The sequence below is a fragment of the Tissierellales bacterium genome (assembly GCA_025210965.1).
In the GTDB taxonomy this organism is placed as follows: Bacteria; Bacillota; Clostridia; order Tissierellales; family JAOAQY01; genus JAOAQY01.
The window spans coordinates 1-22570 of record JAOAQY010000226.1; the positions used below are offsets into that span (position 1 = coordinate 1).

Sequence of the window (22570 nt, forward strand, 5' to 3'; positions counted from 1 at the left end):
CTTAGTAGCTTGACCAATTAGAGCAACAGACCACATCCAAAAAACTGCTCCAGGGCCGCCTGTTGCTATGGCAACAGGAACACCTACGATATTTGCAGCTCCAACTGTTGATGCAAGAGCACTACACGCGGCTTGAAAAGGAGTAATAGTCCCTTCACCTTCGGGTTTAGAAAAAATTTTACCGAAAGTTTCTTTTAATATAAATGGCAAATAACGTATTTGGAAAAAGCCTAATGTAAAACTCATAAGTATTCCTCCACCAATTAAAAGTATTAGCAGTGGATAACCCCAAATGAAATCTGATAGGCTAGTGATATAGTGAAATAATGTTGACATGAAAACTCCCCTTTCTGATAAATAATTTGTGACACAATTATATCAATTCGCGATTAGTGAAGGAAATCCTGCAGAAAAAGAATATATGTCAAAAAATTAACAAATCACTTAGGGAGTTGATTAGATTTTAGACAAAAAAACAACCCATAAAAATAGGTTGTTTTGTATAAACATTATTTTCTGAGCGAAATTTCTTCGAGCTCAACGCCTTCGTTTCTATCTAATATATGTCGTATAGTCCACTCACTTTGTAATAAAACAGCTGGATGATCGTCAGAATCTGTTACAAGCATAGTATCCATGGCAAGTGAAAAACGTCTATAATCAAAATTGTCTTGCTTTATCCAACGAACTAATCTATATTGCAATCGATCTATAATCAAATCTACGCCGTATTCATTTTTTAATCTATATTCTAAGACTTCAAATTGAAGGACACCTACAACACCAATTATTAGGGTTTCGTTTCCGGTATTAGGTCTTCTAAATACTTGTATAGAACCTTCCTCTGCTAATTGGTCAATACCCTTCATGAATTGTTTTCTCTTCATAGAATCTTTTGCTGATACTTTCGCAAAATGTTCTGGAGAAAATACAGGAATACCTTCATATTCAACTTTAGATTGATTTGCACAGAGGGTGTCGCCAATTCTGAATATACCAGGGTCATGTAAACCGATAATGTCGCCTGGATAAGCGGTATCTACAATAACTCTGTCCTGGGCTAAGAATTGTTGAGGCTGTGCTAATTTTATTTTTCTACCAGTTTGAACATGATTTACGCCCATGCCTTTTTCAAAAGTACCCGAACAAATTTTCAAAAAGGCAATTCTATCTCTGTGAGCTTTGTTCATATTTGCCTGTATTTTAAATATGAAGCCAGTGAAATTATCATCAGTAGGATCGATAAGTCCTTTGTTACTAGGTCTTGGTAGTGGTGGAGTAGTAAGTTCTAAAAATGATTCTAAAAATGGTTGAACTCCAAAATTAGTAAGTGCACTACCAAAATAAACAGGAGTGAGTTCGCCTTTTAGAATTGCATCTAAATCATAGTCATCACCAGCGATGTCTAGAAGTTCTATATCCTCTAATAATTTTTCGTGAAGATGACTTCCAAGTAATGGTTCAAAAGAAGGATCATCTACAGAACCTCTTAGCGTGTTAGTTTTACTGCTACCATGTTGTCCATCTTCAAAAAGTTCTATTTGTTCTAATTTTCTACTAAAAACACCTTTAAAGTCTTTTCCATTTCCAATTGGCCAGTTTATAGGATAAGATTTTATTTCAAGGACATTTTCTATTTCTTCAAGTAATTCAAATGGATCTTTTCCCATACGGTCTAACTTATTTACAAAAGTAAAAATTGGAATACCTCTACGTTTACAAACTTTAAAAAGTTTCTTCGTTTGATCTTCGACACCTTTAGCACAGTCTACAACCATAACAGCGCAATCCGCAGCCATTAAAGTTCTATAAGTATCTTCACTAAAGTCTTGGTGACCAGGAGTATCTAAAATATTTACACAAAAATTGTTGTATTCAAATTGAAGAACACTTGATGTAACTGATATACCCCTTTGTTTTTCTATTTCCATCCAATCGGAAACAGCATGTTTTTGAGATTTTCTCGATTTAACTGAACCGGCAGAACGGATAGCACCTCCGAACAATAATAATTTCTCGGTTAGAGTAGTCTTACCAGCATCAGGGTGAGAAATTATAGCAAATGTTCTACGGCGTTGTACTTCTTGAGTTAATTTTGGATTATTTATTGACACAACACATCTTCCTTTTTTAAATTCTATTTTTATAATATACATTTTATGAAGAAATATAACTACAATTCTAAAATTATAGCGTGAAAGAAGAAACATGTCAAGTAAACGGGGGATAATTGAAATGAAAAATGCGATTAAACGCGTTATTTTTATTTTGAAATATGATATAATGGCATTAATGTCAAATTATTCAAATTTTAATCGTATTACACATGAGGGGTGGTAATTATGAAAAAATTACAATTGTGGTCAGCGATAGTAGATGCTATTTTATTGGCAATACTATTGTCTTTAAAAAATCATTGGTGGATAGCATGTATTGCTATAGGTATACTTCTTTTACTTAAGAATATACTAATTATAAAATTGGGATCAGGAACAAAGCATTTGCATGGAATGATCGATAAGGTTTTAACTGGTCAAATGAACATAAAATTGAAGAAGACCAATATTCCAATGATTGATCAATTAATTGAAAAATTTTCACACTTGATGAATAAAACAAAACATGTATTATCAGAATATGAGAATACAAGTCAGAGAATGGCTGGAGAAGTATATCAACTGACGAGAATATCTACTCACTTGAGAGAGTCACAGTCAGATATAGCAGCTACTGTGCAGGAACTCACAGAAGCGGGAATGAGCAATGCAGAAGCAGTATCGGAAGTTGATGAAAAAATTACATCGTTGACAAAGATAGCTGGAAATATACAAGAAAATGCAGAGACAAGTTATTTGGTAGCACAGGATTCAGGAAGAGTTATAAAGGAAAGCTTTGAAAGCTTTAAAGAGATAATAAATCAAATAAAGAAACTACAAGAAGAAAATAATTTGGTAATGGAAGAAATAACAAAACTTAGAGACTATATTGGTGAAGTGGATTTAATAATAAAGACAGTAAATGGAATAGCTGATCAAACTCAATTATTAGCGTTGAATGCCTCGATAGAAGCTGCAAGGGCAGGTGAAGCAGGGAAAGGTTTTGCTGTAGTGGCGGGAGAGGTTTCTAAATTAGCAGATGAATCTTCTCAATCAGCAAATCAAATTAGAACTATACTTAGCAATATTACTGGAAATGTTGATGGTTTGACAGGTAGAATAGAACACCAAACTGAAACTATAAGTAAAAATGTGAATGGTTCTCAAGAAGCATTGAGCAAATTTGATGTAATAGAAGAAGCTATGAACATGAATATAGAGGCTGTATCAAATATAAAGAGTCAGGCAAATGAACAAAAAAATTATGTAAATCAAATAAAAGAGGCTTCCGATTTAGTTAATGAAAATACTCAGAAAAACGCTGCTGTTTCTGAAGAAATAAGCGCAACTACGCAAGAACAATTAGCATCAGTAGAAGCTATAGATAGTTTAGTACATGAGTTGAGTGAAGAAGTTGAAACTACAAAAAAAGTAATAAGTGAATTTGTAAATGGTTTTGTTTTAAGCGAAAATAATAAGAAAAAAGTAGAATTAGCCAAAAAACATATGGCAAATATGGTAATTAATATTGATATTGAAAGTAATGATGTTTCGTCGATGGAAAATTATTTAAGGAAAGAATCGAACAAGGTGGGTGCGGCAGGCTTATATGCTATTGCAAATGAAGATGGAATGATAATTATGGCTTCAAAAGATGTGCCAAAAGAAATCAGAAATATTAAATCAAGACCATTTTTTGCACCAGCAATGTCTGGAGAAACCTTTGTTTCAGCGCCGTATATATCGATAGTTAGTAATCAATATAACTTATCTATATCAATGCCAATTGAAAATAACGGACGAATATGTGGAGTTTTAGTGGGTAATATTGGTCTAGAGGAGTAGTGATAGGCATGAGAGAAATCAGAGGCAAGTATATAATTCAAGATGGAAATATAATTCTAGCAGAAAATGCCGAGATTATGCTAGACGGGAGTTTTTATGAGGTAATAAGAATTTATGATGGAAAGTTTTTATTTTTGAATGAGCATATAGAAAGATTGGAAAAATCTATTATAGGAGCTGGTTATGAGTGTCCTTTTGATAAAGAGTACTTACTAGAATTGGTAAATCGATTAAAGCAGAGCTTGTCAATATTAAATCAAAATATAAAGATAGTGGTAGAAATTGAAAATGCAAAGAGAATAAGCATTTACGCTATAGAAAGCAAGTATCCTGAAAAGGAATTGTATGAAATGGGAGTAGCTGTAGACTGCTTAAATATTAAAAGGGACAATCCAGAGATAAAGCTTTGGAATCAAAATTATAAAAATATAGTAAACAAAGTAGTTAAAGAAAAAGAGCTCTTCGAGGTTTTATTGGTGGATGATGATGGAACAATAACTGAAGGTAGCAAATCTAATGTATTTTTTATAAAAGGAGATGTAGTATACACTGCTTCTACTAAAAAAGTTTTAAATGGGATTACACGTCAAAAGGTTATAGAGGCGATTAAGAATGCGAATATAGTTATTGAGGAAATTGATGTTGGGGTTAAAGATATAAAAGATATCGATGCTGCCTTTTTGACAGGAACATCTCTAAATATATTGCCGATAAGTAGGATTGGTGATAAAATGTTTGAATATAGCGTTCAAACAAAGCGATTGATGGAAAAATTAAAAAAGGCATATGAACAAATATTACATGAATAAAACAATTATTACGGAAATGTTACAGATGAATTACGCTTTAAATAACCTATTGAACTATTAGATTTTAGGTGTTACTATAAGTGTAAAGATAAAACAAATGAAAGGAGGCTACATGATGTATAACGTTAATATTGGCACAGAAGTGCGAGAACAATCATTGCTTGGAAAATTGAATAAGAATTGTAGTCTGCTTTGTAATGAGAAATTTAAATTTTAATGTGAAGGGCTTTTGATAGCTTGACATATAGAGATTTTAGAGCAGGCAACCCCTGCTCTTTTTGTTTGTGAAAAATTTGTAGAAATTGATGTTAAGAAATTTTTTACAAACAAGAAGAGCCGATGGCCCTGCTCTTTTTATGCCTATTATAGTAAAAAAGGAGAGATTTATATGAGAATGTTAGACGATGCAATGTTACTAATTCAAACAAGAAGACAGAGAAAAATGAAAGGAAGTAGTTATGAGCAGTATCGTAAACTAGAGTATAGGAGGTGATAATATGATGATGATTTTAGAAAACAGAGTTTTTGATTTGAAAAAAGATAGAAAAAGAGATTTATCTAGCTACAGACAAATTGAGTACAAGAGAACAAAAAGAACACATTTGTAGAAATTGTTGAATTTAGATAATATTAAAAAGGAGGGATTTGTTATGAAAATGATTATTGAAAATAGAGCATTTGAAATGAAGTCAGAGAAAAGAAGAGCTTTAAATATACTAGAGTCAATAGAATTGAAAAGAATTAGACGTAAGTAAAGACCGAAAGGAGGGAAAGTAGATGAAAATAATTAGAAAAGAAAAGAACAGAAAAGGCAAATCTAAAAACCTTACTTGACAGAACCAATCAATAATTTAATTTTAAATAGAAAAGCAACCACAGATAGCTCAAAAAACTATTTGTGGTTGCTTTTTTTGATTATTATTTTAAAACACTATTTTCAAGTATTTTAATTAAAACAGAAACTGATGCATCCATAGATTGAACTGGAATGAATTCGTATATTCCATGGAAATTATGTCCACCAGTAAAAAGATTAGGGCAAGGAAGTCCCATGAAAGACAATCTAGCACCATCAGTACCACCTCTTATAGGTTGGATTAATGGTGTAACACCACTATCAATCATTGATTTTTTTGCAAGATCAATGATATGCATATGTGGTTCTACTTTTTCTCTCATATTATAATACTGATCTTTTAATTCTAATTCGATAGTGTTTTCACCATATTTTTGATTTAATAAAGTAACTATTGATTTTAGTAATTCTTTTTTAGTTTCAAATAATTCACGATTATGATCTCTTATTATATACTGCATTTTTGATTCTTCTACACAGCCTTCGATTTGAGTAAGTAAGAAAAATCCTTCGTAGTTTTCTGTAAACTCAGGTCTTTGTTGAGGAGGTAGCATTTGATTTAATTCCATGGCGATTTGCATAGAATTTATCATTTTATTTTTTGCTCCACCAGGATGAACATTTCTACCATTGATTTTAATTTTAGCTCCAGCAGCATTGAAGTTTTCATATTCTAATTCACCGATCTTTCCACCATCTACAGTGTAGGCAAAATCAGCACCAAATGTATTTACATCAAAATAATCAGCTCCTTGACCGACTTCTTCATCAGGAGTAAAAGCTATTTTTAAATCAGGATGGGAAATACTTGGATTTTCTTTTATATGGCTTAACATTGCTAGTATTTCAGATATACCGGCTTTATCATCAGCACCTAATAAAGTTGTTCCATCTGTAACAACTAAATCTTGACCTACATATTCTTTTAGAACTGGAAAATCACAAGTTTTCATGATTTTTTTCAAGTCATCATGTAACAAAATATCGGAACCATCATAGTTCTTTATTATTCTTGGTTTTACATTGGCACCACTAGCATCTGGAGCAGTGTCCATATGAGCTATAAAACCGAGTTTAGGGCCAGGAGTATTACCTTTGAGTGAAGCATATACGTAACCCTTTTCATCAACTCTAGCATCGTTTAAACCGAGTTCTTTCAAATCATCAACTAAAATATTTGCCAGGTTAAATTGCTTTTCTGTAGTTGGATTAGTTGTCGATTCAGGATCAGATTGTGTATCTACTGCAACGTATTTCAATAAATATTCTAATGCTTTTGACATGAAAATCACCTCTTTAAATTTTTAATATGACTATCTTAATTATACTATATTGTTGCTATAAGACAATGAATTAAGTGGAAATAAATGCTTAAGATTTGGCAATGAATAAGAAAGATACACACTGGATTAAATCAATATAGAGAAAAAAGAATAATTTGATTTTCATTATTCAATTACTGCTTTTAAAAAAAGCTAAATGAATATTTGATTGCAAGAAAAAATACTTTGTCTTGCAAAAGCGGCTTGATTTGTGTATAATATATATATTAACTGTATAAAGATACATGGCGAGGGAGTGATTATTATCAAAGGAACAAAAAAATTAACGAGAAATATCTTTATAGCACTAATTGCAGGAATTATAGTGGGTATTATAATTAATAAGATGCCAGAATCTAAGTGGTTAGACGAAATATTTGTTGGATACGGTATGGCATTTATAGGAGATTTATTCATAAGATCTATTAAAATGCTTGTTGCACCACTTGTATTTTTCTCTATAGTTTGTGGAAGTTCAAGTATTGGAGATATGAGAAAATTAGGTAGAGTAGGGGGAAAAACATTAGGTTTTTATTTGACAACGACGGCAATTGCTATAACACTTGCAATTGGTTTGGCATCTGTTTTAAACCCTGGAATTGGTCTTGACCTATCTAACATAGTTAGAGAACAACCAACGATAAAAGAGAGTGTTCCAATTACACAAGTGTTGTTAAACATGATACCGAAAAATCCAATAAAAGCATTGGCTGATGGAGAGATGCTACAAATAATAGTATTTGCTATTTTGACTGGAATTTCAATATCATTATTGGGAGAAAAGGCAAAAGCTGCAAAAGATGTGTTTGAGTCATTAAATGAGATGATGCTTAAAATGGTAGGAATGGTTATGTACCTTGCTCCTATAGGAGTTTTTGGATTGTTAGTAAAAACATTTTCACAATTGGGATTTGATGCAATGTGGAATCTTGGAAAATACATGGGGACTGTTTTGATAGCATTGTTTTTACATGGAATATTGACGTACTTAGGTGCACTTAAATTCTTGGGAAGATTGAGTCCAATTCAATTTTTGAAAAACTTTTCGCCAGCAATGAGTGTTGCGTTTTCAACTGCTACTAGTTCAGGAACTCTACCAGTTACGACAGAAATGGTAGAAAAGAGATGCGGAGTGTCTCCGGAAATAGCATCATTTACATTGCCACTTGGAGCGACTATAAATATGGATGGTACGGCTATAATGCAAGGTGTTGCTGTAATATTTATAGCTCAGGTGTACGGAGTTACGCTTACATTACCACAAATAATTACAGTAATATTGACAGCTACTCTGGCTTCTGTTGGTACAGCTGGAGTACCAGGTGTTGGTCTGATTACATTATCTATGGTTTTACAGTCAGTTAACTTACCAATAGAGGGTATAGGATTGATTATGGGAATAGATAGATTGTTGGATATGACTAGAACTGCAGTAAATATAACTGGTGATGCAGTATGTACATTACTCATTGCGAAGTCTGAAAATCTATTTGAGGAAGATACATTCTACGAGAAAAATGTTGAGTTTGTAGCAGAGTAAATAATTAAATTTGATTTGTTTAAAACACATAATTCAAGGCGACTTTTGAGCTTGAATTATGTGTTTTGTTTTGAAATAAAGGCTATGGTATAATCAATAGGTGGGATGAATGTAATAATTTTGTAACCCATAATTTAGAGATAATTTATAAACTGATTAAAGACTATATAATAGGTTGTGATTTAATGTCTAAGAAGCGATTAAAAAAAATATTGATACTTGGTATTCTGAGCGTGCTGATTTTAACTGGATGTGAAAAATTAGTAGTGAAAAGCCCTACAGAACTTATTCATCCGCCTAAACTTGCAGTTGATCAAGAAGAGCTTAGGGAGGTTGTTGATCAAATGCTTCCGGAAAAAACTCAATTGACTTCTGGAATGGGTGATAAGAGTGTAGCTGCCATAAACTATATAGATTTGGATAATGATGGCGGAGATGAAGCAATAGTGTTTTACAAATCACAGAATCAAGAGTATTTTGCTGGAGTTATGATTTTAATGCATACAGAAAGTGGCTGGGAAATTTATGATATAAAAAATGAGATAGCTAATGATGTTGAAGAGGTTTATTTTAAAGATGTTACAAATAATGGAGTAAAAGAAATTATTGTAGGATATGTAGGTGAGCAGAATTTTGATAATTATCTGGTGATTTACTCTGTTCAAGAGAGAGAAGGCGTATCAAGAATTTTTGAAAAATCTTATAATGAATTGGCTTTGGCTGACTTCGATTATGATGACAAAATAGAAATAGTACTTTTTCAATTAGATAGGAATGTGTTAGCAAAAGCGGAATTGTATAAAGCAAATAAAGGTACTATATATTTTTTAAACGAATATGAGATACAGGATTTTGTAAGTAATTATGATAATATTGCGGTGGGGAATTTGTACAAAGATGATATTGGAATTGTTGTAGATTTTAGAGTTGGAGTACACACGGCAGACAGCATAATGCTAAAGGTTGAAAAAAATAAATTAGTAAATATTGTTGAAACAAATAAACGTATTGATATAATAAATAAATTATCAGATGGTAATTATTTTATTAAAAGTCAGGATATAGATGGAGATGGGATAATTGAAGTTGGAGAATTCATCAAACCTATAGGTTATGAAACTATAATGAATCGGAATATTCCATATATTGAACGATGGAGAACTTGGGATGGAAAAGACTCCCTTGTATTTGATAGACAAAGTTATATAAATTATGATTATAGATATAGATTTTTATTTCCTAAAAAATGGAATGATCAAATCACTATAGTGTCAAATGATAATAGAAATGTAGAGGATTCTAAACAATTAGTTTATGTAACTGAAGATGGTCAGAGCTTACTTTCACTATATACGCTGATTGTAGTAGAGAACAAGCAGTGGGGTGAGCTTGAAGCGAAATTGAAGAAAGATGGTAAAAAATACGATGTTGTAGCTCAGAATGCTACAATGAGGTATATTATTATAGATGATGAATATGAATTGTCTATAGACAAATATGAATCGTCATTTAAATCCATGAAACTTTCAAAAGAAGAACTTTTAGAGGGATTTGACTTTTTAAAGGAGTAAGAGGGGGATTAGTATGAATAAAATATTAATATTAGAGGATGAGGCATCGATTCGTGCTTTTGTAAAGATCAATCTTGCAAGAAATGGTTTTGAGGTTGTAGAAGCAGACACTGGGGAAAAAGCACTAGAGTTATACAAAAAGCACAAGGATATAGATTTGGCGATATTAGATGTAATGCTTCCTGGAATTGATGGACTAGAAGTTTGTAAAGAGCTTAGAAATAGCAATGACAATATGGGGATTATTATGTTGACTGCTAGAAGTCAAGAATTGGACAAGGTCATGGCATTAGATTTAGGTGCAGATGACTACTTGACTAAGCCATTTAGTCCTATGGAACTAGTTGCAAGGGTAAATGCTTTGCTAAGAAGAGTTGAGAAAAAAAGTGAAGAAAATGATCATTTGGTATCGGGAGTATTTGAAATAGATTTAAATGCTAGAAAATTTTATAAATCTAAAATTGAGATTGAGCTTACACCAACTGAATTTTCGCTTATGAAAATGTTTATGAAAAATCCAGATAGGGCACTTACAAGAGATGAGCTCTTGGATGAAGTTTGGGGAGAAAACTATATAGGTGATGTGAAAATAGTTGATGTTAACATACGTAGATTGCGAAAAAAAGTAGAAGAAGATTCTTCAAGTCCAAAATATATAGAAACTATTTGGGGTAGTGGATATAGATGGCGAAAGGAAGAGTAGGGTGAAAAGTTTAAAGTCACGTATTATATTTAGTTCTATGATTACAATAGTACTCATTATTTTAATATTTGAGATAATATTTATGATAGGAATTAGAGAATACTATTACGGAAGTATACACAGACTATTAATTGATAGAGCAAATATATCAGCAGAGTTTTATGATAAATACTTGCCTGATAGTTCGCTTCAATACAAGGGACGATATATAATTGAAAATTATGGTGATGATGAGTATTGTACTTTACAGATTTTAAACAAAGATGGGAGGATAATAGAGTCATCAAGCCGATTCAATAGTAATAAGACTATACAGACAAGTGATTTTATTTCAGCAATAAATGGACAAGTTGATAGATATATAGGTAGAGATTCAGAGACTGGGGAAAAGATACTCAGTATTTCATTACCTCTTAGTTATGGATATGGACAAACAGCTGTTATAAGGTATATTACGTCTATAGAAGAAGTAGACAGAGTAAGTGATAATTTGATTTTTAAAATATGGATTATAGGATTGCTAGTTTTAATATTGGCATTGATAGTTAGTTTTATACTAGCTCGTTCCATAATAAGACCAGTTAAAGAACTGATTTTAGTTTCAGAAAAAATGGCAAAAGGCGATTTTTCAATAAGAGGAAGTATTGAGGAAAAAAATGAAATGGGAAAATTGTCAGATACTTTAAATTATATGGCAGATGAAATAGAAAAAACAAATAAAATAAAAAATGAGTTTATTTCATCTATTTCTCATGAGCTTAGAACACCTCTTACGGCAATAAAAGGATGGAATGAAACTTTATTGTCGACAGAAGATGAGATTTCAGAAGAATTGCAAATTGGTTTGCAGATAATTTCGAGTGAAACAAATAGATTAATTGGTCTCACAGAAGAACTATTAGATTTTTCAAAACTAGAAAGTAATAAATTGACACTATATGAAGAAGAATTTAAGTTGCAGAATATACTGAGAGAAGTAGCTAATCAGTATAAGCATAGAGCTCGAGAAAAAGAAGTAAAAATTATAGTAGACATAGATGATGATTTACCAGAGATACAGGGAGATAGGAATAGGCTGAAACAAGTTTTTATAAACATACTAGACAATGCACTTAAGTTTTCTGGTATGGGTAGTAAAATTGAAGTAGAGGTCCGACAGATTCAAGCTATGCTTTTAATAAGTTTCAAAGATTATGGAATTGGAATAAAAAAAGAAGATTTGCCTAAAGTAAAAGAAAAGTTTTATAAAGGTAGAAGTAGAGTATCTGGAAGCGGATTGGGACTTTCTATTTGTAATGGTATAGTTGAGCTTCATGGAGGAAGGCTAGAAATAGAAAGTGAGTATGAAAAAGGAACTGTTGTAAAAATTTATCTGCCGTTCGGTTAATCACTGTTTATGAGAAAAAGGTTTTAGGAGTGAGTGAAATGCTAAGAAAGCGTTATAGCTTTATATTTTTTCTAGTTATTGTGTTTTTTCTTACTAGTTGTAGTAAGAAAATTGTAGTTGAAAAAAAAGAATTGAATTCAGATGAGACTGTTGACTATGAAGAAGAAGTATATTCGCAAAATTCAAAAGAAGAACATATTTTAGAAGAAAAGTACAATGAAGCTGAGCATGAGAAGATGGAAAAATTATTAAAGAAAATTCTTGAGGAAAAAAAGCAGTCTTATTCAGAAGAATTGATTAAGCAATTTAAAGTTTATAATTTGAATAAAAATGAATATTTGTTATTAGCACCGCTTAGTAAGCAAGATAAAAGGCCTTATGTTGAGAGTCTGATTGCCAAAATTGATGAAGCAGAAGATGAGTTGAAGACACAATTTGTTGTTGGAAATTTTGTAGCTAATTTTGATAAGTTAGAGGTCAAAAGACTGAGCGATAATAGATTTTTGATATGGAGTCAATATTCGGAGGAAGCGGTTGAGTTAGATGTAGTAGTTGAGCTTAAAAAAAATGGATTTAAGTTAATTTCAAGTAGTGAAAAAGATCCTACAAGAGAATATTACGAGAGCATGGTAAGTTTACTTAGACAAGGGGATGTAGAGTCAGCTAAATCTCTTGATGATAGTTTTGTTCCAGAGTATACACATAATTATCAAGATTACTATTTTAAAGTTGCGACTATGGCTGTTAGAGTTGCTCATGATTACGCATTTTTGACATATCGAAGAGAGGATTTGACTGAAAAAGAAAAACTTAAATTATCGAAAGAAGCTCTTGATTGGGGACTTGATAAATATCTTATGGCACAAATTGGAATAGATTCAAATGTTGAATCTGTGGATGTATATGATAGATTATTTGACGTATCAGGATACAGAAGTCAGTATAGTTTAAAGAAACCAGAATTTGCTGGAGTATTGAATGATATAGCCTACTTTGATTATGAACTTGGTCATTATGATAATGCGGAAACATTGATGAGGAAGGTTTTAGAATATGATCCAGATAGATTAGTCGCACAGATTAATATAGGTGATGTACTTTGGAAACAGGCAGAAGTATTGAAAGACCAAAAGAAAATTGAGCAATCAGAGAGAAAATTTGAAGAATCCAAAAAATATTATAGAAATTATGTTGAGTTTTTGGGAATGGATAACTCAGTTATTCCGGATAGAGTGTTTCAGAGATTAGGATACTACAATAAGATTGAGTTTAAAGGAAAAGAATAGGAGAAGCTAATTGGAGAAATCATATTATGTGTTATTTAAAGCAACAACTCAATTATATGCACTTAAAAAGGTATTAGAAAGTTATGAAGTTGAATTTGAGATAAGCCCAACTCCAAGGGGATTGTCTTCAAATTGTACGAAGTCTATAAAAATTGGGGAAAGCCAAAAAATGATGGTGGAAAAATTATTAAAATGCCATTGTGAGATAAAAACATCAGGTATTCATGAATGGAAAAAGACTTCATTTTTGAGTAATTTAATTGGATTTACGAAATGATTTATACGGAGTTGATAGAATGAGATTAAATAAGAAGGCATATGCGGGTGTCTCATTTGCATTTGCTAGTTATTTGAGTTTTTTAATCTATAAAGTATTTATAAAAGCGTATGGGAATTATTATAGAGTTGCTACAGATACACCAGATTATAATTTGGAGTTATTTAAATCAATAGAGCGTTTTACTAGAGCGTATAACAATTATAGTTTTGAGGTTTACTTTTACAATATTTATGGAAATATATTAGCATTTATTCCAGCGGGACTACTGCTTCCAATGATATTTCCAAAATTGAAATGTTGGTGGAATGTTCTATTGGGTTTCTTGCTTAGTTTAGCAATTGAATGTGGGCAATACATAACTCGTCTTGGTACTTTTGATGTTGATGATTTGATGCTCAATACTATAGGAGTTTTTATGGGAGTAGTTATTTATCAGATTTTAGTTCAAATCGTTCATAAAAACGAGAGTTTAAAGAAGAAATTATTAATATAAAAAAATGACTAAGCTATAATTTTTGAGCTTAGTCATTTTCTATTTCTGTTTTGTGATTAAAAATGTAAGCAATAGACTTTAAAAATACAAGCAAGCTAATAATTATTATAAAGACAGAACCTGTAATTTGTAGCCAATTGGGGCCATTTATAAAGGTAGGTAATTTCAAAGCTAACATATTGTGAAATATATGAGCGAATATAACGATATATAAAGATTCAGTTTTTACATATATCAGTCCCAAGATCAAACCTATCAAAAAAGTGTTTACACATTGAACTAAGTTGAGATGAACGATAGAAAATAAAATAGCAGATATCACAATGGATAAGGTTTCAGAATGTCTTTCTCTCAAAGCGTTTAAAATTAATCCTCTGAATATGATTTCTTCATAAATTGGACTTACAAGTAATACTGTTATAAGTGCAAGTATTTTGAAATTAAAGAGTTCATTGAATGTAGAAGTAACTACTGAGGAATTTCTTGAAAAATCAAATATATGGCTTATTCCAAAATTGTAAATCAATCTATAAGATATTAGTATTAAAAGGCAAACAATCAATGTTCTGCCTGGTTTGTAGCGATTGATTATAGGTGGTTTTTGAAAAGAGCAAAACCATGAAATAAGGCATCTTATGACTATGTATTTTGTAAAAAGGCCTATTATAAACAGTACCCAAATTATTGATGATTTGCTTAGATATATTTTAACAAATGAAGATGGAACTATTGCTATCGATATTTCAAGTAAATTGGCTAAAATAAAAATACCTAAAATACTTAATATGGAAAATGAATTTATAGATATTTTTTTATTATTAAGTTTTTTTATTAACATAAATAACTCCTTAAAATGATTTAAATTAATTCAATAACTATTAATAGGATACCCCCAATGAAATAAAAGAGCAATAGTATTGGAATAAATTACACGAAACAAATACAATTTAGATTCAAGTTTTAAATTTAAAACATTGAATATGGTATGTAATATTGAGTATAATGAAATAGTATAGAGTAAAGGAGCGGGTCTATGAAAGAGAAAATAGATTTTTTGAAAAAGCATTACTTATTTAATGATTATGATGAACAGTCACTTTCTTCGATTGCCGAACAGCTTATACTTAGAAAGTATAAAAAAGGGAATTATATATTTATGCAAGGTGATACCGACAGAACGTTACATTTTGTTGTAGACGGGAAAATAAAGATATTCCATTCATCTGAAGACGGAGTAGATAAGTTGATTACAATATTTACAAAGGGAGATTTTTTAGGTGAGATGGACATAATAGGTAAAAATATTGAGAGGGCAGCATCGGCACAAGCGCTTACTGATGTCAAAACATATCAAATGACATATCATAACGCAATTGAATTTTTATCTAAAACAGAAACTGCTTTTAAAATTATAGAATCTTTGAGTACTAGAATTACTGAACAAAATAGTCAGATAAAACTTTTGATTTATGGAAATGCTAAACAGAAATTGAACTACATACTTAAAAATATGAAAGAAAAGTATGGAGTTTATAAAGATGGAAAAATCTATTTAGAGGTAAATATTTCTCAAAGAGAACTTGGAAATATGGTAGGGATAAGTAGAGAGACTGTTAGTAGGTACTTAAATGAATTGAAAGGCAAAGGTTTAGTAGATATAAAAAATAAAAAAATAGTGATACTAGATGAAGAGGCTTTTGAAAATTTAGTAGAAGCTATGGATAATTAATACAAGGGGGAAGAACGTTGACAATTAATATGACTTATGTAGTAGAAAATCTAGAAAAACTTCTAAATATAGCTAGTCCTTCGGGGGATACAAAAAATGCTATAGATTTTGTTAGATTAGAGTTTGAAAAATTAGGTTTGGAGACTAGAATAACTAAAAAAGGCGCTTTAATAGGAACTATGAGGGGAAAAGATGATACTAAACAAAAGACATTATCTGCTCATGTAGACACTTTAGGTGGGATGGTAAAAGAAATTAAGAGTAACGGAAGACTAAAGATGACACAAATTGGTGGATATGCTTGGAATAGTGTTGAAGGGGAATATGTTCAAGTGTCTACAGCAGATGGGAAGTTGGTAGACGGAACGATCTTGTTAAATAAAACATCAGTGCATGTGTATGGGGCAGAGGCTAGAACTACTGATAGAGATGAAAAAAACATGGAAATCAGGTTAGATGAAGAAGTTGAAAATGAAGAACAAGTTAAGGCTTTGGGTATCGAAGTTGGGGACTTTATTTATTTGAATCCTAGAACAGTTGTAACTGAAAGTGGATTTGTGAAGTCGAGACATTTAGATGATAAAGCGTGTGTAGCTACTATTCTTGGAATGATTGAATCTATAAAGGAGAAAAAAGCAGAGCTTCCATACACTGTAAATTTCTATATATCAAATTATGAAGAAGTTGGTCATGGAGCAGCTGCTGGGATACCAGAAAACACGATGGAGTTTGTTGCTATAGATATGGCTGCACCAGGTACGGGACAAACATCTAAAGAACAGGCTGTAACAATTTGTGCAAAAGATTCTAGCGGACCATACGATTTAGAGCTTAAACGTAAATTAGTAGGGCTTGCAAAAAATGAAAATATAGATTATAAGATAGATATATATCCTAGCTATGGTTCAGATGCGAGTGCAGCTATGAGAGCAGGATGGGAATTTAAACACGGACTTATAGGACCTGGAGTAGATGCATCTCATGCTTTTGAAAGAACACATAAAAAAGGACTTGAAGCAACTATAAGATTAGGGATAGCGTATATTTTAGATAAAGATTTATAGATAAAAAAATCGATTGGTGAGAATGATTATTCTCACCAATCGATTTTTTTATCTAAATTTAAGCATTATGGTCATGTGTTTTTTTGGAAAGAGTCTTATTTATTGCCATCTCAACCTCTTTCAATAACGCTTCATTTCTCGGAACTACAAAACTAATAGCTACGCCATCTTTCCCCATACGGCCAGTACGACCTATTCTGTGGATGTAATTTTCGCTACTTTCAGGGAAGTCATAATTAAATATGTGAGTTACTCCTGTTATATCCAATCCACGTGCAGCTACATCAGTAGCAATTAAATATTGAATTTTAACATCTCTAAAAGCTTTCATAACTCGTTGTCTCGCATTTTGAGGCATATCACCGTGTAATTTGAGGCAATTGTATTTTAAGGCTGCCATAGCGCGATCTAAGTCGTCTACTCTTCTTTTGGTTCTACAGAAAATTATAGCTAAAAAAGGATTTTCTTCATCTAATACTTTAAAAAGAGCTTCTTGTTTCCAACGATCAGAAGTGAGTATGATTTGTTGCTCGATTAAATCTATAGGATTTTTATCAAGTTTAGCACTAATTTCAACTGGCGAGTTCATATATCTATAAGCGAGTTTTTTTACTTTAGAATCCAAAGTTGCAGAAAAACAAAGAAATTGTTTTTTCTTAGGAAGTATGGAAATTAGCTTTTCAATTTCATTTTTAAATCCAATGTACAGCATTTGATCGGCTTCATCGAGAACAAATGTATTTACATTTGAAAGATCAATATTTTCTCTATAAATGTGATCTAAAAGTCTACCAGGGGTAGCTATCACTAAGTGAATTGATCTATTTAATTTTTTTAATTGAGAACCGAGATTCTGTCCACCAAATAAACAAAGTATATTTAGTTTAGAATCAGAATTCAACTTGTCAGCTTCAGAGGCTATTTGAAGAGCCAATTCTCTAGTGGGAGAAATTATTAAAGCTTGTATATGGTTGTTTTTTGAATCAATATTTTGAAAGATTGGTAGCAAAAATGCAAGTGTTTTTCCAGAACCAGTTGGAGCTTCTGCAATTACGTCGCATCCGTTTAAAATTTGTGAAATACTAGAGCTTTGAATTGGTGTAGGCTCCGTAATTCTTTGAGATTTTAATACATCTATGAGATGTGAATTTAATCCTAAATTATTAAATGACATTATAATCAATTCCTTTATATCTTAAATTTTTATCAGTAACTTTGACAAGTATATCATAGGAAATACAAAAATGCACCCAAATAAAATATTAAATACTTTGAATTATTCATTTAAACAAAAATAGTTGTCAGAAATATTTCTGACAACTATTTTTGCTATTTTACAATTTTATTCGGATTATATTTTTTAAAGATTTCAATAGATTTTTCCATGAGATCATTCGATGGTTCTACCACATCGTTTAACTCGTAGTTATAACCTAATGATTCCCATTTGAATTCTCCCATTTTGTGGAATGGAAGAAGCTCTATTTGCTCAATATTTTCATATGGAGCTATAAATTTTGCCAGATTTTCTAAATCGATTAGATTATCAGTGATACCAGGAACTACTACATGCCTAATCCAAGTTTTAATATTTTGTTCACGAAGATAGTTTAAAAACTCTATACTTGGCTCTAAATCAGCCTTTGTAAGATCTTTAAAAATATTTGGATTTATAGACTTTAAATCTAGAAGAACCAAATCGGTGTAATCTAAAACTTTTTTTGCTATATCGATAGAAGCCTGTCCCGATGTATCTAATGCAGTATGAATTCCCTCTTCTTTGCATCTTTTAAAAATTTCAGAAACAAATTCAGATTGCATAAGGGGTTCACCACCTGTAATAGTAACACCACCGCCAGAAAATTCCATGTAAGATCGGTATTTTTTAATTTCACTTATTAAAGATTCGCTGTCGGAATCTTTACCATCAGATAATTTCCAAGTATCTGGATTATGACAATACTTACATCTCAATGGACAACCTTGAGTGAAAATGATAAATCGAATACCAGGACCATCGACAGTTCCACACGTTTCTATAGAATGAATTTTACCGATCATAGAATCACCTAACCTTTACATTAAAATCTTTCGTGGAATGTTCTATTTATGACATCTAATTGTTGTTCTCTAGTCAATTTTACAAAGTTAACAGCATAACCAGATACACGTATTGTAAGCTGTGGATATTTTTCAGGATGATCCATAGCATCTAATAATGTTTCTCGGTCGAAAATATTTACATTTATATGGTGGCCACCATCATTGAAATAACCATCTAGAAGACCAACTAAATTGTTTTCACGATCATTTTCATCTTTACCTAATGCTTTAGGTACTATTGAGAATGTGTAAGAAATACCGTCTTCCGAATCTTTGTAAGGTAATTTGGCAACAGAAGCCATAGAAGCTATAGCGCCATTGTGATCACGACCATGCATAGGATTAGCTCCTGGTGCAAAAGGTTCTCCAGCTTTACGACCATCAGGAGTGCTACCGGTTTTTTTACCATAAACTACATTTGATGTAATCGTCAAAATTGATAGTGTAGGTATTGAATCTCTATACGTCTTATGTTTTCTAAGTTTTTCCATGAATCTATGAACTAAATCAGAAGCTATAGAATCTACTCTATCATCATTGTTACCAAATGCTGGGTACTCACCTTCAACTTCGTAGTCAACAGCCAAACCTTCATCGTTTCTTATAACTTTTACTTTAGAGTATTTTATAGCAGAAAGGGCATCTGCAACTACAGATAATCCAGCTATACCGCAAGCAGAAGTTCTCATAACATCTTTGTCGTGAAGAGCCATTTGTATTCTTTCATAAGCGTATTTATCGTGCATATAGTGGATGATATTTAGCGTGTTGATGTAAAGGGCAGCTAACCAATCCATGATTTGGTCAAATCTGCGATTTATCTCATCAAACTCTAAATATTCAGATGTTACTGGTGCAAATTCAGGAGCAATTTGCTTTCCAGATTTCTCATCTTTACCGCCATTAATTGCATATAGTAATGCTTTTGCTAAGTTAGCACGAGCTCCAAAGAATTGCATTTGTTTACCAATCTTCATAGCGGATACACAGCAAGCGATACCGTAATCATCGCCATACCACTCTCTCATCATGTCGTCATTTTCATATTGAATAGAACTTGTATCTATTGACACTCTAGTACAATATTTCTTAAAATTACTTGGAAGATTTTTAGACCATAAAACAGTTAAGTTTGGCTCAGGAGCAGGACCAAGATTCTTTAAAGTGTGTAAATAACGATAGCTTGTTCTTGTTACAAGCGATCTACCATCGATTCCCATACCACCAATAACTTCGGTAACCCATGTTGGGTCTCCAGAGAATAGAGCATTGTATTCTGGTGTTCTAAGAAAACGAACTATTCTAAGTTTCATTATGAAATGGTCTACTAATTCTTGAGCTTCCACTTCAGTCAAAACACCATTTTTTAAATCTCTTTCGATGTAAATATCTATAAATGTAGAAGTACGTCCAAGAGACATAGCTGCACCATTTTGTTCTTTTACTGCTCCTAAATAAGCGAAATAAGTCCATTGTATTGCTTCTTTGGCATTTTGAGCAGGTTTGCTAATATCAAATCCATAAGTTTCAGCCATTTCTTTTAATTCTCTTAATGCGTAAATTTGCTCAGAAATTTCTTCTCTAGCACGAACTATTTGAGAATTGAAATAGTTTAATTGAAGTTGATCTTTTTCAGATTGCTTTTGTTCTACCAAATAATCAATACCATATAGTGCAACTCTACGATAGTCACCTATTATTCTACCACGTCCGTAAGCATCAGGAAGACCTGTGATTATTCCAGCAGATCTAGCTGCTCTCATATCAGCAGTATAAGCATCAAATACGCCATCATTATGAGTTTTTCTATATTTATTATCGAAAATAGAAGCAGTTTCAGGATTTAATTTATAACCATAAGCATCAAGTGCATTTTTCACGACTCTTATACCGCCAAATGGCATTATAGCACGTTTTAATGGTTTATCAGTTTGTAAACCAACAATTTTTTCTTCATTTTTAGAGATATAACCTGGTTCATGTGAAATAATAGAAGATATGATTTTTGTATCAGCATCTAATATACCATTTTTTAATTCTTCTACTTTTAAGTTTGAAATTTCTTTCCAAAGAGCTTTAGTAGCATCAGTAGCGTCAGCTAGGAAAGAAGTATCACCTTCATATGGTGAATAATTTTTCTGAATAAAATCTCTTACATTAATTTCATTTTGCCATTTACCATTTGCAAAACCAGTCCATTCTTTATACATAAATAGCCTCCTTTATTTTGGCGAAACTCAATAGTATATATGAGTATCAGTGGTTGAAATAGAGTGATAAACAATCTCAATTGATTTATCTTGACAACATTGTATACAATAAACCAAATTAAGTCAACAAAAAACGTATTAAAATAAACAAAAACGCGATGGGATTCGTATGATTACGTATGGGAAAACCTTTTCTATCTGAAAAGTTCGTAAAAAAACATCCGTAACTTATTTGTAAAATCACGGATGCTTTAATATTTTAAATTATTTATCAAAAAAACATTAAATTATGCAAGACTTAGAGCTAACTCAACCATATCGTTAAATGTTTTTTCTCTTTCTTCGGAACTAGTCTCTTCATGAGTTATTAAACTATCACTTACAGTTAATATTGAAAGTGCATTGACACCATGCTTAGCACCTAAAGTATAAAGACCAGCTGTTTCCATTTCTACAGCTAATACACCAAAATCAGCCCAGCGTTTCCATTCGTTAGGATCATCTTGGTAGAATAAGTCATGAGTTAAAACGTTTCCAGCTTTTACAGCTAGATTTTTATTGATAGCATTGTTCATTGCTTTCATAAATAAATCTGAATTAGCAGTTGGAGCAAAGTCTCTTCCATCAAATCTTAATTTATTTATACTAGAATCAGTAGATGCACTCATAGCTACTATGACATCTCTTATTTTTATATCTTTTTGTATTGAACCACAAGAACCTATTCTAATTACATTTTTAACTCCATAGAATTGAATTAATTCTTCTACGTAAATAGACATAGATGGTATACCCATACCAGTACCTTGTATTGAAACTTTTATTCCATTGTAAGTACCTGTAAATCCATACATACCCCTTACCTCATTGTAACATACAGGGTTATCTAAAAATGTTTCTGCAATATATTTTGCACGCAAAGGATCTCCAGGAAGCAGTACTGTTTCGGCGATATCACCCATTTTAGCGTTAATATGTGTACTCATAAAAGAGCACCTCCTTAAAAATATTAGATATCATAAAAGTTGAAACTTTATAAATAATGAACTTATATGAATATCATTACATTATATCATACCCAAAATATAATTAGAAGAAACAAATGAATTTTGATAATGGAAATAGTATAATATATAATATATGAAAAGCATATATTATGTATATAATATTTTGATTGACATAGGAAATTTGCTTAACTAGAATAGAAGTATTAAGACGCTGAATAAATCTAACAAGTGGCAGTATGGAAATTTTATTCAACGAGATTGAATGAGGT

At 31.6% G+C, this 22570-nt stretch carries 19 protein-coding genes; 11 read left to right on the plus strand and 8 right to left on the minus strand.

Going from position 1 to position 22570, the window contains the following annotated elements:
• Both N4A40_16210 and N4A40_16215 read right to left on the minus strand, forming a co-directional pair.
• Positions 1 to 336: alanine:cation symporter family protein (locus N4A40_16210; protein ID MCT4663397.1), on the minus strand; the 336-nt coding region annotated here is incomplete at its 3' end.
• Between the two features lie 173 nt (positions 337 to 509).
• Complete coding sequence (locus tag N4A40_16215) at positions 510 to 2114, minus strand: peptide chain release factor 3 (protein MCT4663398.1); 1605 nt, start codon at positions 2112 to 2114, stop codon at positions 510 to 512.
• 228 nt (positions 2115 to 2342) lie between these two features.
• Here N4A40_16215 and N4A40_16220 point away from each other — a divergent pair, with 228 nt between their 5' ends.
• Both N4A40_16220 and N4A40_16225 read left to right on the plus strand, forming a co-directional pair.
• Positions 2343 to 3941, plus strand: a complete 1599-nt coding sequence (locus tag N4A40_16220) for a methyl-accepting chemotaxis protein (GenBank protein ID MCT4663399.1) — start codon at positions 2343 to 2345, stop codon at positions 3939 to 3941.
• Between the two features lie 8 nt (positions 3942 to 3949).
• Complete coding sequence (locus tag N4A40_16225) at positions 3950 to 4750, plus strand: aminotransferase class IV (GenBank protein ID MCT4663400.1); 801 nt, start codon at positions 3950 to 3952, stop codon at positions 4748 to 4750.
• 918 nt (positions 4751 to 5668) lie between these two features.
• Here N4A40_16225 and pepT read toward each other — a convergent pair.
• On the minus strand, positions 5669 to 6889 hold the full coding sequence (pepT, locus tag N4A40_16230) for a peptidase T (GenBank protein MCT4663401.1): 1221 nt from the start codon (positions 6887 to 6889) through the stop codon (positions 5669 to 5671).
• Positions 6890 to 7193: 304 nt separating this feature from the next.
• On the opposite strand from pepT, the gene N4A40_16235 reads away from it, so the two are divergent.
• The 7 genes from N4A40_16235 (at position 7194) to N4A40_16265 (ending at position 14188) form a co-directional block, all read left to right on the plus strand.
• Positions 7194 to 8468 carry a dicarboxylate/amino acid:cation symporter gene (locus N4A40_16235; protein ID MCT4663402.1) on the plus strand — a complete coding sequence of 425 codons (1275 nt, stop codon included), beginning with the start codon at positions 7194 to 7196 and terminating at the stop codon, positions 8466 to 8468.
• Positions 8469 to 8653: 185 nt separating this feature from the next.
• Entirely contained in the window at positions 8654 to 10039 is a 1386-nt protein-coding gene (locus N4A40_16240) for a hypothetical protein (GenBank protein MCT4663403.1), read from the plus strand.
• 13 nt (positions 10040 to 10052) lie between these two features.
• Positions 10053 to 10742, plus strand: a complete 690-nt coding sequence (locus tag N4A40_16245; protein MCT4663404.1) for a response regulator transcription factor — start codon at positions 10053 to 10055, stop codon at positions 10740 to 10742.
• A gap of 1 nt (position 10743) precedes the next feature.
• The gene (locus N4A40_16250; GenBank protein MCT4663405.1) at positions 10744 to 12129 is read left to right on the plus strand and encodes a HAMP domain-containing histidine kinase; all 1386 of its coding nucleotides are present in this window, start codon (positions 10744 to 10746) and stop codon (positions 12127 to 12129) included.
• Positions 12130 to 12167: 38 nt separating this feature from the next.
• Positions 12168 to 13415 (plus strand): hypothetical protein, encoded by a 1248-nt coding sequence (locus N4A40_16255; protein MCT4663406.1) that lies wholly within the window; start codon positions 12168 to 12170, stop codon positions 13413 to 13415.
• Between the two features lie 10 nt (positions 13416 to 13425).
• Complete coding sequence (locus N4A40_16260; GenBank protein ID MCT4663407.1) at positions 13426 to 13692, plus strand: DUF3343 domain-containing protein; 267 nt, start codon at positions 13426 to 13428, stop codon at positions 13690 to 13692.
• 19 nt (positions 13693 to 13711) lie between these two features.
• Positions 13712 to 14188, plus strand: a complete 477-nt coding sequence (locus tag N4A40_16265; GenBank protein ID MCT4663408.1) for a VanZ family protein — start codon at positions 13712 to 13714, stop codon at positions 14186 to 14188.
• A 28-nt stretch (positions 14189 to 14216) separates the two neighbouring features.
• On the opposite strand, the gene N4A40_16270 is transcribed toward N4A40_16265, so the two are convergent.
• The gene (locus N4A40_16270) at positions 14217 to 15026 is read right to left on the minus strand and encodes a CPBP family intramembrane metalloprotease (GenBank protein ID MCT4663409.1); all 810 of its coding nucleotides are present in this window, start codon (positions 15024 to 15026) and stop codon (positions 14217 to 14219) included.
• A gap of 195 nt (positions 15027 to 15221) precedes the next feature.
• Between N4A40_16270 and N4A40_16275 the strand changes: the two genes are divergently transcribed.
• Together N4A40_16275 and N4A40_16280 are read left to right on the plus strand one after the other, a co-directional pair.
• Complete coding sequence (locus N4A40_16275; GenBank protein MCT4663410.1) at positions 15222 to 15917, plus strand: Crp/Fnr family transcriptional regulator; 696 nt, start codon at positions 15222 to 15224, stop codon at positions 15915 to 15917.
• A 29-nt stretch (positions 15918 to 15946) separates the two neighbouring features.
• Positions 15947 to 16981 (plus strand): M42 family metallopeptidase, encoded by a 1035-nt coding sequence (locus N4A40_16280; protein MCT4663411.1) that lies wholly within the window; start codon positions 15947 to 15949, stop codon positions 16979 to 16981.
• A gap of 58 nt (positions 16982 to 17039) precedes the next feature.
• On the opposite strand, the gene N4A40_16285 is transcribed toward N4A40_16280, so the two are convergent.
• The 4 genes from N4A40_16285 to deoD all read right to left on the minus strand — a co-directional run bounded on the left by N4A40_16285 (position 17040) and on the right by deoD (position 22280).
• Positions 17040 to 18155, minus strand: coding sequence for a DEAD/DEAH box helicase (locus N4A40_16285; GenBank protein ID MCT4663412.1), 1116 nt, complete (start codon positions 18153 to 18155; stop codon positions 17040 to 17042).
• A 155-nt stretch (positions 18156 to 18310) separates the two neighbouring features.
• A complete protein-coding gene (gene pflA / locus N4A40_16290; protein MCT4663413.1) occupies positions 18311 to 19042 on the minus strand; it encodes a pyruvate formate-lyase-activating protein in 732 nt (243 codons plus the stop codon).
• A gap of 20 nt (positions 19043 to 19062) precedes the next feature.
• On the minus strand, positions 19063 to 21294 hold the full coding sequence (gene pflB / locus N4A40_16295) for a formate C-acetyltransferase (protein ID MCT4663414.1): 2232 nt from the start codon (positions 21292 to 21294) through the stop codon (positions 19063 to 19065).
• Positions 21295 to 21581: 287 nt separating this feature from the next.
• Complete coding sequence (deoD, locus tag N4A40_16300) at positions 21582 to 22280, minus strand: purine-nucleoside phosphorylase (protein MCT4663415.1); 699 nt, start codon at positions 22278 to 22280, stop codon at positions 21582 to 21584.
• Positions 22281 to 22570 lie beyond the last annotated feature (290 nt).